The sequence below is a fragment of the Arcticibacter pallidicorallinus genome (assembly GCF_003002875.1).
GTDB classification, from domain to species: domain Bacteria; phylum Bacteroidota; class Bacteroidia; order Sphingobacteriales; family Sphingobacteriaceae; genus Arcticibacter; species Arcticibacter pallidicorallinus.
Map to the genome: position 1 here is coordinate 177919 of NZ_PVTH01000004.1, position 14108 is coordinate 192026.

Genomic DNA, 14108 nt, shown 5'->3' on the forward strand with positions numbered 1-14108 from the left:
TGTTTATACGATTCAACGAGTATTTACCTCCTGATTAAGTGAATATTACCATTTACCGAAGCAGCCTGACGAAGTAAATGTCCGCCGTTCTGGAACCGCTCTTTGCTTCAAACCGAAGAGTCAATTTATCCTTACCCTGACGAATTACAGCCTCTGGAATTTCGTAATCGACGTCGAAGAACCTGTCCCCCTTTTCACCCCCGAAAGTCTCAGATGCCAGCTTAACATCGTTCAGATAGATATCGAACGCCCTGTTGGTATCTTTCCCGTAGTAGGTCAAACGAAGGCTGCGCGCATCCTTTGCCGGATTCTTCAGGTCATAGCTAAACCAGCCGGTTGCGTTCCTGAAGTGCCTGTTGCTCTGAATGCCCATCTCCGAGTTTTCGCTCTTAAAACCGTGATCAGACTCCGGCTGTTGCTGTCCGGGGTTTATTCTGTCGACCGTTCTCTTGTCCGTCTCCATTTTTCGCGCCTCTGAACCTTTCAAAGTTGCTTTCATCTCCCCGAGCGCGTCCGGCGAAGCGATCGGCCAGTAAACGATATATCTGGCGTCGTGTACTTCATGGAATGGCTTAAGCTGGAGATTGCGGTATTTTTCATCTGAAATAATGTCTGAAGCGGTAAAATAAAGTGGCTTACCATCAACGGGCTTTAGAGCACCCGCGGCTGAGGCTAAGTTCGAAACCACGAAAGGCGCTTCATCCAGAGGATACAAGGGTCCATTGGCGACATGTCCCATACGGCTGCCATCTGCCCTCAGGCCGGGCAGGTCGGCTGTTTGTGTAGCAGCTGCGAGAACCACCGGACCGTGTACAAAGGAAACCCATGGAGATCCGTCAGGGAGTTGCTCCGCCCTGGTCTCCATCGGGAGATGAACATTCACCACATCACCAGTCTTCCAGCGTCTTTTTACAGATACATACCCCGACTCCTGATGCTGAACATCAACCGCCTTGTTATTTACAAGAACCTTCATAGATCCACCCTGAACCCATTTTGGAACCCGTATTTTCAGTGCAAACTCCTGAGGACGTGCCACTTTTACTAAAATCTCGGTCTGCTCCTCATAAGGAAATTTGGTGCGCTGCGTTAGGCTGAGCTTCCTTTCCTTCCAGTTTAAAGTGGAAGGTATAAACAAGTTTACGAAGAGGCTCTGATCGTCATGAGCATAAATAACATCGCCATATTTTGCATGATTTTCAAGCCCTGAACCCACACAGCACCAGAACCCTTCCTGAGGTTCTGAGTATACACGGTAATGATTCGGTCTCATACTCGTGAAATAAACAAAGCCCCCCTTATCCGGGTGCTGCGATGAAAGGATATGATTATATAAAGCCCGTTCGTAAAAATCCAGGTACTTGCCCGAACGGTCATTCAAAAACAGCTCTTTACTGAGCTTTAACATATTATATGTATTGCAGGTCTCCGGGCCTTCTTTCGACTCAATCATCGAAGAAAAATCGCCTGAGGGGTTGAAGTGCTCACTCACACTATTGCCGCCAATCGATACCGTCCGGTTATTAACTACTGTCTCCCAGAAGAAACGAGAAGCATCCCGCCAGGAGTCATCTCCGGCTACCTGTGCAACCCGCATATAACCGATAACCTTGGGGATCTGAGTGTTCGCATGCATCCCGTTCAACTTGTCCTGCTTGTTCAGCAATGGAGTCAGGATGGCCATATCTGAAAAACGGCGCGCCAGAGTAAGATATTTTTTGTCACCGGTAAACTCATATACATCAGCGAAGATTTCGTTCATCCCTCCATGCTCGGAACGAAGCATATCCTGAATCTGCGTATCGCTTAATCCCGACACGAGATTCAAACACCAGTCCGATAGCTTCAATAGCATCCCCCTGGCTTTCTCGTTGCCGCCTATTAGATACGCATCCTTCAGCCCGGCATATGTTTTATGAATATTATACCAGGGCACCCACTTATCGTTTAATGAAAAGCTTGCCGCCTTGATTTTTCCTGCTGCTATGTCTTTCCACATCGCGCGGCCGCCGGGAACACCCGATACATAGCCGTCACCATTTTGTTGCTGGCATTTGTCCAGCCAGTCGACCATATAATTTAACCGTCTCAGAATCTCCTTGTCTCCCGTGCTGGCATACATATCCGCCAGCGCGCTGATATAATGGCCTCCTATATGTCCGTCTAGACCCGTGTTCTCCCAGTTTCCATAACTTGCCGCCAGAGGTTTCAAGCCGGATTCCCGCAGGTAGGGAGCCAGCAAGCGGTCAGGATCCATAGCCAGAATATAGGCCATATCTGTTTGTTGAGCGTTATAGAAAGGACTTTCGGTTAGACGAACTGCAGAAAGCGGGAAAGCTTTTAACGGCTTCTCCTGAGCAAAAGCGGGACTTAATAAGGCAACAGAAAATATTAAGTTGACGAAATTCTTGTTCATTATGGTTAGTTTGTTATTAATATAAAATCGTTCGGCGGCAGACCGGAGCCTGGCGCCTAAACGATTAAGTGTGTATTACCAGATTTTAATTCTCTTATCTTCAGGCAAGAAAAGCTTCTGCCCTTCGCGTACATTGAACGCTTTATAAAATGGTGTAAAGTTCATCAGTGGAACGTTAACCCTGTACTCGGCTGGCGAGTGCGGATCTGTACTTAGCTGAAGTCTTAACGATTTATCTTCCATTTTATCCTTCCATGATTGGGCATAAGCGATAAAAAATCGCTGATCAGGGCTCAGTCCGTCTATCTTGGTCGTATCCTTTCCCTGCTTCGTCAGCTTAAACGCATCGTAGGCAATCGCAATACCACCGATATCGGCCATATTCTCGCCGGTAGTCAGCGCCCCGTTGATGCGCATCGAATCGATCACCAAGAAACTATTGTACAGATCGATAACCTGCTTTGATTTCTCTTTGAATCTTTTGTTGTCCGATGGAGCCCACCAGTTCTTCAGGTTACCCGACTTGTCATATTGCGAACCCTGGTCATCAAAACCATGAGTCATTTCATGACCGATAACCATCCCTATCGCTCCGTAATTCACAGCATCATCAGCACTAAGATCGAAGAATGGAAACTGTAAAATCCCTGCCGGAAATACGATCTCATTAATCGTAGGGTTGTAATAGGCATTAATGGTTGGAGGGGTCATGCCCCACTCATCCTTGTCAACAGGTTTGTCAACCTTAGCCATATGATACTCAAAGTCAGCCTTACTGCATGACACTATATTTTCAAAGTACTTAGCCCTGTCTATCTCTACTTTGCTATAATCTCTCCATTTGTCGGGATAGCCGATCTTCTTAATGATAGCATGCAACTTCTCCTTTGCAACCTTCTTGGTAGTGTCGCTCATCCAGTCCACCTGGCCAATCCTGGTATCAAAAGCCTTCTCCAGATTATCGATAAGATCCAGCATTCTCTCTTTCGCATCCTTAGAAAAATGCTTCTTAACATAAAGCTGGCCCAGCAACTCGCCGAGGTTAGCATCAGAACTTCTGTAAATCCGCTCCCATCTCGGCTTGATCTGCTTTTGTCCGGAAATCGCTTTACTGTATTCAAAGCCCGCATTTACAAAAGGCGAGCTCAAGGCTGACGCCGCACCGCGGATGACGTGAGCCTTCATGTATAGCTTCCAGGTATCAAGAGGTGCTGTCTTCAACAATTCATTTACCTTATCATAGTAAGCCGGCTGACCAATATTGATTGAATCAGTACTGGTCCCCAGATTCTTCAGGTAAGAGCCAAATTTGAACAAGGGTAATTTTTTATCGAGATCTGCCACCGACGTCTTGTTGTAGTTTATCTGGGGGTTACGCAGATCAACATTTACGCGATGACTCTTTGCCAGCTCCGTTTCGAATTTGTAAACCGATTCGGCCTGTTCCGTTGCAATAGAATCGGTGGTACCGGTTAAAACGAACATCTGCGATATACATTTCTTATAAGCGTCCTGGATGGATTTCGTTTCCGCATCGTTTCTGAAATAATAATCGCGGTCAGGCAATCCAAGTCCCGATTGATACAGGCTTAAGATATTGGTGGAGCTGTTTTTTTCATCAGGACCGATATACAATCCTGTGAAAATGGCAGACTGCTGTTTATCCATTTCTGCCTCAAAACGCAGCAACTGCTGTACATTCCGGATCGCTTCTATTTTTTTGAGATACGGTTCGATGGGCTGATATCCCAAGCCTTCGATCGCAACCGAATCCATTCCTGAGGCATAGAAATCGCCAACTTTCTGTTCGACTGATCCTTTGTCGGCACGCGCATTTGCCGCCTCCTCAAGAAGCTTTTTGATATTAGCCTTGGTCTTATTGTATAGCTCATCAAAGGAACCGGTACTCGTCTGCGTTGGAGGAATGACCGCAGTCTTCAGCCACTTGCCGTTTACATATTTAAAAAAATTGTCTCCGGGGGCGACCGAAGAATCCAAACTGGACACATCGATGAATTTTTGTGCACTGCTCGGCTTTTCAGTGTTACACGCTCCAAGCGAAATAAGTGCCACACCCATCGCTACGCAAGAAAGATTCCTTAAAAACATACTATCGTCTGATTAAATGACCGCAGAAATTTACATTTTTTTTAGCAATAAGCGAATCCCCACACCGTTAATTCTCCTTATTATCCCATTCGTTCCCGTCTGCCCGCCGGATAAACCGGCCAGCCCGCGAGATTTTACTATTTTTGCCCCCTTTAATAATAGCCATGAAACATTTCTTTCTCTTATCTCTATCAATTTGTCTTTTCAGTATCGTGAACGCTCAGGACAGCGATTTACCCTTCAATAAGAAAAGCATCCCGTTGAACGACGACAGGAAAGTATCCTATACTTTGGTCGGAGAAGTTCCAAACGCCACAAAAGATCAACTTTATAATCAAGCACTTGCGTGGATCTCGGAAGCGTTCAAGAACGATACCGGCGTCATTAAGCTTCAGGACAAAGATGCAGGAACGATTATCGTCGAAGGATCCACCGAAGAAAAATACAGTGTAAAAACTTTAGGCGTTCTCGTTCCTAAAAAGTATTACCAAAACATGAAAATGGAGTTCAATATTAAAGAAGGCCGCTACAGAATGATACTGAGCTCTTTCACCATTGAGAATATTGCCGCCAGAGTGGGCAACTCTTACCTTCCTTCGTCCACCCATGCGATCGAAAAATATTACAATCAGGTTCCGGACTCCTATACTTTCAGTAAACTGACATCTTTAGAGCGGACACAGCTGTTTTCTGCCAAGACTATCCTGACCACCGCCGACAAATTTGCTAAAGCAACCGTTTCGTCCGTCAAAAGCTTTATGACAAACGCTGCTAATCCTGTAAAAAAGGACGACTGGTAATTGCTGCTAGTCACGGTGAGGTCTGCTGCTGACCAGGTTCTAGGTGTAGCCGCCATGTAGCCACAGTGATGCCACGTTGAGGCCAGGTCTTTCCGGAAAAAGGTGGCCTCAACGTGGCATCACTGCGGCCTCACCCTGGCATCACCCACTACGTAACCATACCCAGACCACAAGCTAGTATAGATCAGGTGCAGCGTTTAGTATGCCGTATTGCCGTTGATGCCAGTATGGGTATGCCGGGAAAGCATCGCTTACCCTGTCGAGCCGTTTAACCTGATCTTCGCTCAGGTTCCAGCCTATGGATCCCAGGTTTTCCTTTAGCTGCGTTTCGTCCCTAGCCCCAATGATCACACTTGAAACTGTTGGCCGTTGCAATAGCCAGTTAAGCGCTATCTGAGAATGCGACTTACCGGTTTCTTCCGAGAGTTCGTCCATCACCTCCACGATGTCATATAAACGATCGTAATTAATTGTTCCGCTGGAGACAGGACTTCCGCCTTGAGTGACACGGGAATCCTTGGGAAGAGCCTGATTGCGGCGATACTTTCCGCTAAGAAGTCCGCTCGCCAAAGGGCTCCAAACGATGGTATCTACTCCCTGATCGACTCCCAAAGACATAAGCTCCCATTCGAAATCGCGGTTTAATAAGGAGTAATATGCCTGGTGCGCGCAGTATTTCGACCAGCCGTAGCGCTCAGAAACAGAAAGTGACTTCATGAGATGCCAGCCTGAAAAGTTTGAACAGGCGATGTATCTTACCTTACCGCTTTGGATAAGCATATCGAGTGTTTTCAGTGTTTCTTCTACGGGAGTATTGGCATCAAAGCCGTGCATATGATAGATATCGATATAGTCGCTATCCAATCTCCGCAAACTATCTTCGCAAGCTTTTATAAGATGATGTCTGGAAGAACCGTAGTCATGTACGGCTTCGGAAGTTGGAAATGTAGCTTTCGTGGAGATGAGCAGTTTATCGCGCAAGCCCCTGGCGGCCTTACCGAGAATTTCCTCGGCCAGGCCATTTGAATAAGTGTTTGCGGTGTCAAAAAGATTGACCCCTGCGTCCAGGCATAAATTAAGCATATGGCTGGCTTCCTTGACTTGCGTATCACCCCAAGTTTTAAAAAATTCATTTCCTCCCCCAAAAGTTGCCGTTCCGAAGCTCAGAACAGGCAAACGCAACCCGGAATTGCTGAGTTGTCTATATTCCATATTGATATCTGATTTGAATAACAATACGGCTGATAAGGCGATTTGTTTGACCCTATTCTTCCTGACATAAGCGCTTGATTAGTCGATATTTCCTGCGTAGAAGTGTTCACAAATCCAACATAGTGTCTATAATCAGATACACTGGGCCAGCTCCATTGATTCCTTCCCCAAAAAAGAAATCCCCTAGTTATTTGTAAGTATTGTAACAAGTTTGCGCGCATTTTATCGGATTCGATCAGCGGCACATCGATTGTACGATAACTATTATTAATCTCATCTACCAAAAGAGAAATATTATGAAAAAAGTGTGTGTATTATTGAGCTTCGCCTTAACATGTTTTGTTTTTAGCGAAGGATTCGCCCAAACGGGTACGACCGGAACCAATAACCAGGGATCGACTGTAGGAACCAACCAGACTGACACAGGCAAATCCAAGTCGGGCAAGAAGAAAAAGTCGGACAAGTCCACCACAGGCACTGGCACCAACTCAGGGGTTGACACCAGCGGTGCAACCTCGTCGCCCGGGGTGAGTACCGAGACGGGAGTAGGAAGCGGAATGGGAGTTATTCCAGGCTCTGGGGCAGAAGTTGGATCGGGAAGCACAACCACTTCTCCAGGAACAGGGGTGGGTACTGGTACTACTACTTCTCCAGGTGTCGGAACTTCTACTTTTCCTGAAACGCGTACCGGCACAAACAGCTATCCTCAACCAAATACAGGAACTATGCCATCTCCGGGAACCGGGACATCACCTTCTTCGGGTAACGGAACTGGTACGACTACAGCTCCGGGATCGGGTACGGGTACTGGAACTACTACCACGCCTGGTACCGGAATAGGAACTGATACTGGAACTGGCACTGGTATCAGAACTGGCACAGGTACAGGTACAGGTACAGGTACAGGAGCGGGTAGTAGCGGCTCTGGATCAGGAACTACTGTTCCTCCCACTCCATAACGGAATAGGAATTTTATATTTTATTTAAAAAGGCCCTTTAAAGGGCCTTTTTTTATGTCGTGAGTATTTCTGACTGTTTACCGACAGCATCCGGTGGTTTACCGAAAAACGCCCATAGTTGGCCTATTAACCATTTTACCGGAAGCCTTCAGCCTATACTTTTGAGTCATTAAACAAACAAAACAGATAAACTCAAAAACTAAGGCAATGAAATCTTTAAGAATTTTAACAGTAATACTGATGGCAGCAATCTCAGTAAGCGCATTCGCAGAGGACGAAAAAAGTAGCGAAAAGCTCAGGATGGACTATACCGTGAAGACATATATTGACGCGGTGACGCTGGGTAAAGTCAGTGATCTGGCCTCGGTACTGGAGAGTGACGCCAAATTTACATTAACACAGGGCGAGAGGATCGTTAAGTTTAGTCGCTATGAAACATTGAACTGGATGAAAAGCAGCGAAGGCGTCCGACAAAATTGTTCGACCGATTTTAAGATAATTGAAATGGATGCTTCTCAGGCGGTAGTTAAAATCACCATGACGTATGACACATTTTTAAAGGTAAATTTATTGTCGCTGGCGAACACCAAAAAAGGCTGGAAGATCACTAATGTCTCCACATCGTTTATAAATGAATGACCCGAAATAAGATCATGCGAAAGCAGTTTCACAGCGTCGCATGATCTCTTATTTCGGCGTCCGAAACACATTTATTGTTGCGTAGCGGAAGTAACAATTTTAAAGAATTGGGTCCGTGAATACGGAAAAAACAGAGAAAATCTGATAATTCTTGCTAATTTGGAAGCTTCTTCTACAAAACAAACAAGTTTAAATGCTATTAATTGTACTGTCAGGATTAATTACATCGTGTCTCTTAATTCCATTCGGAAAGTTTTTCCGTTCGAAGTGGAGTCTGTCCCTTGCGGTGTTGCCTCTCGCTTTGTTCATGTACTTTGCGGGACATATACCGTTTATCAGTCAGGGGAATACGATCGTTGAAAGCCATAGATGGGTTCCCTCACTTTCCGTTAACTTTGATTTTAGTTTAAATGGATTGTCGCTGTTGTTTTCTTTACTCATCACAGGCATCGGATCCATTATTTTTATATACGCCAGTTCTTATCTGAAGGGGCACGTTTACCAGGACCGCTTTCTAGGTTATCTATGCCTTTTTATGTCAGCTATGCTGGGCGTCGTGCTCTCAGACAATATTTTACTTCTTTTTGTATTCTGGGAGCTTACCAGTATCAGCTCCTTCTTCCTTATTGGTTTTAATAACGACAATTCGGAATCCCGCAAGAGTGCAATAACAGCACTGAGCATCACTGGCCTCGGTGGATTCTTCCTGCTGGCCGGGTTGATTTTGATGAGTCAGGTTGCCGGTACTTATTCCATAGGTAAGCTGGTTGAGTCTGCACAAGTCATCACAGACCATCAATACTACCCGATCATAATCGCACTGGTATTTGTCGGTGCCTTTACCAAATCTGCCCAGTTTCCCTTTCACTTTTGGCTGCCGGGGGCGATGAAAGCCCCAACCCCGGTTTCAGCTTATCTTCACTCCGCTACCATGGTTAAAGCCGGTATATTCCTTCTGGCAAGGTTTACACCGGTTCTTGGAGGCACAGATGCGTGGTCATGGACGTTGATGGCCGTGGGCGGATTTACGATGATTTACGCTGCATTCCATTCCTTATTCCGCATAGACCTTAAAGGCGTCTTAGCCTACTCCACAATTTCTGCGTTGGGTATACTGACCTTCCTGATAGGTATGGGATCTGAAGAAGCTCTTATTGCGGCCTGCACGTTCATCGTGGTGCACGCACTTTATAAAGCAACCCTATTTTTGGTTACAGGTATAATAGATCATGAAACAGGCACCAGGGACCTGACAAAGTTATCCGGACTTCGTGCTGTTCTGGTTCCGGTATTCATTGCCGGCTTGCTGGCTGCTCTTTCCAGTGCCGGCTTACCCCTTTCGGTTGGATTTATTGGCAAGGACCTTATTTACGAAGCAACCTTGCATGCAGACGCCACGGTGTCCATGTATCTTACAGCAGCAGCGATCCTGACCAATATATGTCTGGTCGCAGCAGGCTTCATGGCGGGTATACGACCATTCACCGGAAAACTGAATCCGGCTTTTGAGAAAGTTCATCTGCCTCATGCCACGATGTGGATACCCCCTCTCGTTCTGGGGATTCTTGGATTCATTCTGGGATTTTTTCCTGGAATTCTCGGCAAATATGTCGTCACAGCAGTCCTCAACGGAATGACGGGAATGCCCGCCGCTGTAGAGTTGAAGATTTGGCACGGCTTCAATCTGGTTCTTCTGCTCAGCATAGGAACGCTTGTAGTGGGCGCAGTTTTATACCTGCTCAATAAACCGCGAGCCGGATCGCTGCAACTATTGGAGCGCTTTAACCGCTTATCTCCTCAAGCTGTATTTGGCGATATCTCACATTTCTTTGTATCGTTTTCTGAAAGATATACCAATTTGTTCCACAACGGTTTCCTGAGATCCTATCTCCTCAAGATCATTGTATTCGCAGAAATACTTCTTCTATATGAGCTGCTTATTGGTGGCCCTATCTTCATCGATTACAGTCAGTTATCGCCCATAACCTTTTATGAAGCCGCTAACGTCTTCATCCTTATCGGCGCGGTGATTATGACAGTAACAACCTCTTCGCGCTTAACGGCCGTTGTAGGAACCAGTGTTATTGGTTACGCCATCTGTTTGATGTTTGTATTCTATAGCGCGCCTGACCTGGCAATTACACAATTCACGATTGACACATTAACAGTGGTTTTATTCGTCTTCGTTCTGTTCAATCTCCCTTCGTTTCTTAACTTCTCGACAAACAATAAAGCTACCGTTGTGAGGGATGCTTTTGTAGCGATCAGCTTCGGTGTCATTTTATCTATTATCGCAATCAAAGTTTTGCAGCAGCCCACATCGATTGATATCAGCAATTATTATGGCAAGTATGCGTATGAGCTGGCAAAAGGCAAAAACGTGGTAAATGTGATCCTGGTAGATTTCAGAGGGTTTGATACCATGTTTGAGATTGTGGTACTGAGTATCGCGGCCCTTGGCGTGTATAGTCTGTTGAAGTTGAGATTGAAATCATCTGAAAAAGAATAGTTATGAGAAGTCCGATATTACAAACAGCGGCAAAGTACTTGCTGCCTATATTACTTTTATTTTCTGCTTTTCTGTTGTTGAGAGGGCATTATCATCCCGGGGGAGGCTTCGTTGGAGGACTCGTAGCGTCAATAGCTTTTGTACTCCACAGCTTTGCTTATGGGACGGATAACACGATGAAACTTCTTTGGTACAAACCGCTGACGTTGATCCCTATAGGATTGATGATCGCCAGTGCGGCCATGTTTGCCCCGGTTTTATTCGGCCTTCCCGTAATGACGGGCTTATGGTTTGACCAACCTATACCGGTAATTGGCATGATCGGCTCGGCATTGTTCTTCGATCTGGGAGTCTACCTGGTGGTTATAGGGGTGGTACTCACCATTTTATTTACCATTTCATTATATACACATTAATATGGAGTTACTATTAGTGATGTTAATCGGTGTCTTATACGCTGCAGGAGTTTACTTTATCCTGAGAAGGAGCATGGTACGCCTCCTGCTGGGGATCATGCTGCTGGGGAATGGCACCAATATCCTCATTTTTCTCCTCGGAAATATCACCAAAGGCAAACCGCCTATTATTGATGCCGACCTGAAGGTGTTTGCCGACATATATGCAGACCCCATACCACAGGCACTGATACTGACGGCTATTGTGATAAGCTTTGGTCTGACGTCCTTCGCGATTGTTTTATTGAAGCGAGTATACGCATTAATTGGATCTGATGATCTCGATGACTTAAACACCCCGGAAGAAGAAGATATATGATCGACAATCAAATTATTGCAACAGTACTGGTTCATCTTTTTACGGCCCTGCTTCAATTGGCTTTTTGGAGGAAGACGGTTACGCAGCGAATCCTGAGTATCGCGGGGACGCTAACGGGCTTCCTGTTTGCAGCAAATCTATTTACTAAAGTTTATACCGGCAGTATTCTGACCATGAATGCCTCAAACTGGGAAGCGCCTTTCGGGATCGTCTTCGTAGCTGACATGCTGAGCGCTACCATGGTGTTGCTGACCTCTATCGCGGCGCTTGCCGTCTCCATATTTTCGGCTACGGGTGTTGGAAGGGCGAGAATGCTTTATGGCTACTTCCCGATATTTCATTTCCTGGTCATGGGCTTGAATGGAGCGTTTCTGACGGGTGACATTTTTAACCTCTACGTCTGGTTTGAGGTGGTCATTATCGCCTCTTTTGTGCTTTTAACACTCGGGGGCCGAAAAGCCCAACTAGAAGGTGCTGTTAAGTACATGGCGATGAATATCCTTGCGTCCACTTTCTTTTTAACAGGTGTGGGACTCCTATATGGAATCACCGGCTCATTGAATATGGCTGATCTTGCGCTTAAAATACCTGAGGTAGAGAACCAGTCGATTGTCAACCTGACTGCGATGTTCTTCCTTATTGGGTTCGGTATTAAGTCCGCCGTATTTCCGCTATATTTCTGGCTACCTTCGTCCTACCACACGCCCCCCTCAGCAGTTGCAGCTACGTTTGGGGGATTATTAACCAAGGTTGGTATCTATGCGCTGTTCCGGGTTTTCACACTCGTCTTTACACCTGATGAGTTCATGAAAACGCTGTTCATTGTAATGGGAATTCTGACAATACTTACGGGAGCCTTCGGGGCGATTATAAAAAATAATATCCGCCGTCTGTTTTCCTATCTCATCGTCTGCCACATCGGTTTTATAATCGGCGGATTGGGTCTATATACTAAAGTAGCACTGTTGGGTGCCGTTTTCTATCTTATACACGATATGATTGTGAAAACCAACCTTTTCCTGATCGCCGGATTGATACGACAACTTCGGGGGACAATGAACATGGAGAAGCTAGGTGGACTTTATGCACATTATCCGAAGATTTCATTGCTTATTGCAGTGGTGCTATTTTCGCTTGCGGGCATCCCTCCTTTGTCTGGCTTCTGGCCCAAGATTTATCTCATCGAAGCAGGATTCTCCGCCAACAATTATGCTTTCGTATTGAGCGTTATCATTGGAAGCTTTATAACGCTATACGTGATTGCGAGGCTTTGGTCGGAGGTTTTCTGGAAAAATGATCCGGCGGAAGAGATCGTCACAGACAGTTTCAAGCCGCTTAAACCATTTAAAAAAATGTTGTTGGTGCTCCCGATTGGAATACTTGCGGCAACGACGCTGTACACTGGACTAAACGCGGAAATCATCATACAGGTTGCTGACAGAATATCGACGGAGATGTTAGATACCACTCCATACATACAAGCAGTACTGGGTAATTAACACAATATGATTAAACTATTTTTAATGAATCTTCTGTTGAGTTTTATCTGGGTAGCACTCACAGGGTCAATGTACTATTCAAATTTCCTATTCGGATTCTTACTGGGCTTTTTTATCCTTTGGATCATGAACAGAAATGAAGTTGATCAGCGGTATTTTTATCGGGTGCCGAAAACGATCGGCTTTGTTTTCTATTTCCTGTATGAGATGATCATGGCAAATATCCATGTAGCCTATGATGTTATTACACCCAGGCATTTCTCAAAGCCAGGCATAGTACGCTTTCCTATGGAAGCGAAAACAGATCTGGAAATACATCTGCTTTCCACGGTTATATCCATGACCCCGGGCACGCTTATACTGGACATCAGCGAAGACAGAAAGTCGCTTTTTATCCACGTGATGTACCTTAAGAGTAAGGACGATTTTATAACACAGATACAGAATGGTTTTGAAAAACGATTATTAGAAGTACTAAGATGACGTTGGACCTATATTTCGATTATGTAATTTTTCCGCTGCTGACGGTATCTGTAATTTTGGTTTTTTATCGGCTGTTTAAGGGGCCGGAAGTGGTCGACCGTGTCATCGCCCTTGATCTGATCATTACTATAGGAATTGGATTCATCACTGCTTACAGCATACGTTCGGAACAGGCCCTGTTTCTCGATGTTGCAATGATACTTGCCCTTATCGCATTTTTAGGAACGATTGCCTTTGCCTTTTATTTAGATAAGAAAAAATAATATGACAAATACTCTAATCTGCATTTTTAGCACCATAGGGGCTCTTTCTATCCTATTTGCTTCTATAGGTATCGTACGCATGCCCGACTTTTATTTAAGGCTCTCTGTTACGGTGAAGGCAGCTACTCTTGGTGTAGGACTGTTGCTGGCCTGCGCGGCATTCTTCTTTCCGGATGTTTCGGTAACAACCCGGGCAATGGCGATTGTCTTTTTCCTCATCCTAACTGCTCCGGTCGCTGCCCACATGATCGGGCGTACTGCCTATCACTCGGGTACACCTACCTGGGAAGGAACGCTTCTCGATGAGCTGGACGAAGACTATAAGAAACAGCGTGCGGGTATGCTGGAAGATGCGAATAAGGAAGCGGCCGCGGCGGCCGAGGTACGGCGCTCTAAAGAGGATGATTCGGAGTAAGGCCAGGCTTCTAATAGGAAAGATAAAGAT

General features: G+C 45.5%; 13 protein-coding genes. 10 read left to right on the forward strand and 3 right to left on the reverse strand.

The window, feature by feature from the left end; translation table 11 throughout:
* Positions 1–52: 52 nt before the first annotated feature.
* Together B0I27_RS08100 and B0I27_RS08105 are read right to left on the reverse strand one after the other, a co-directional pair.
* Positions 53–2416 carry a glycoside hydrolase family 127 protein gene (locus B0I27_RS08100; protein WP_106292733.1) on the reverse strand — a complete coding sequence of 788 codons (2364 nt, stop codon included), beginning with the start codon at positions 2414–2416 and terminating at the stop codon, positions 53–55.
* A gap of 75 nt (positions 2417–2491) precedes the next feature.
* Positions 2492–4525 carry a M13 family metallopeptidase gene (locus tag B0I27_RS08105; protein ID WP_106292734.1) on the reverse strand — a complete coding sequence of 678 codons (2034 nt, stop codon included), beginning with the start codon at positions 4523–4525 and terminating at the stop codon, positions 2492–2494.
* A gap of 164 nt (positions 4526–4689) precedes the next feature.
* Between B0I27_RS08105 and B0I27_RS08110 the strand changes: the two genes are divergently transcribed.
* Positions 4690–5325, forward strand: a complete 636-nt coding sequence (locus tag B0I27_RS08110) for a DUF4468 domain-containing protein (RefSeq protein WP_106292735.1) — start codon at positions 4690–4692, stop codon at positions 5323–5325.
* Positions 5326–5499: 174 nt separating this feature from the next.
* Here B0I27_RS08110 and B0I27_RS08115 read toward each other — a convergent pair whose 3' ends face one another.
* Positions 5500–6537: an aldo/keto reductase gene (locus tag B0I27_RS08115; RefSeq protein WP_106292736.1), complete on the reverse strand. Its 1038-nt coding sequence runs from the start codon at positions 6535–6537 to the stop codon at positions 5500–5502.
* A 296-nt stretch (positions 6538–6833) separates the two neighbouring features.
* Between B0I27_RS08115 and B0I27_RS08120 the strand changes: the two genes are divergently transcribed.
* The 9 genes from B0I27_RS08120 (at position 6834) to mnhG (ending at position 14078) form a co-directional block, all read left to right on the forward strand.
* Positions 6834–7496 (forward strand): hypothetical protein, encoded by a 663-nt coding sequence (locus B0I27_RS08120; protein WP_106292737.1) that lies wholly within the window; start codon positions 6834–6836, stop codon positions 7494–7496.
* Positions 7497–7736: 240 nt separating this feature from the next.
* Positions 7737–8135 carry a nuclear transport factor 2 family protein gene (locus B0I27_RS08125; RefSeq protein ID WP_181276719.1) on the forward strand — a complete coding sequence of 133 codons (399 nt, stop codon included), beginning with the start codon at positions 7737–7739 and terminating at the stop codon, positions 8133–8135.
* 193 nt (positions 8136–8328) lie between these two features.
* The gene (locus tag B0I27_RS08130) at positions 8329–10644 is read left to right on the forward strand and encodes a putative monovalent cation/H+ antiporter subunit A (RefSeq protein ID WP_106292739.1); all 2316 of its coding nucleotides are present in this window, start codon (positions 8329–8331) and stop codon (positions 10642–10644) included.
* Positions 10645–10646: 2 nt separating this feature from the next.
* On the forward strand, positions 10647–11060 hold the full coding sequence (locus B0I27_RS08135) for a Na+/H+ antiporter subunit B (RefSeq protein WP_106292740.1): 414 nt from the start codon (positions 10647–10649) through the stop codon (positions 11058–11060).
* Position 11061: 1 nt separating this feature from the next.
* Complete coding sequence (locus tag B0I27_RS08140; RefSeq protein ID WP_106292741.1) at positions 11062–11418, forward strand: Na+/H+ antiporter subunit C; 357 nt, start codon at positions 11062–11064, stop codon at positions 11416–11418.
* Complete coding sequence (locus B0I27_RS08145; protein WP_106292742.1) at positions 11415–12917, forward strand: proton-conducting transporter transmembrane domain-containing protein; 1503 nt, start codon at positions 11415–11417, stop codon at positions 12915–12917. The genes B0I27_RS08140 and B0I27_RS08145 overlap by 4 nt, the downstream gene beginning before the upstream one ends.
* 24 nt (positions 12918–12941) lie before the next feature.
* A complete protein-coding gene (locus B0I27_RS08150; protein WP_281260337.1) occupies positions 12942–13400 on the forward strand; it encodes a Na+/H+ antiporter subunit E in 459 nt (152 codons plus the stop codon).
* Positions 13397–13663, forward strand: coding sequence for a monovalent cation/H+ antiporter complex subunit F (locus B0I27_RS08155; RefSeq protein ID WP_106292744.1), 267 nt, complete (start codon positions 13397–13399; stop codon positions 13661–13663). Before B0I27_RS08150 ends, B0I27_RS08155 begins: the two co-directional genes overlap by 4 nt.
* Before the next feature lies 1 nt (position 13664).
* On the forward strand, positions 13665–14078 hold the full coding sequence (gene mnhG / locus B0I27_RS08160) for a monovalent cation/H(+) antiporter subunit G (RefSeq protein WP_106292745.1): 414 nt from the start codon (positions 13665–13667) through the stop codon (positions 14076–14078).
* Positions 14079–14108 lie beyond the last annotated feature (30 nt).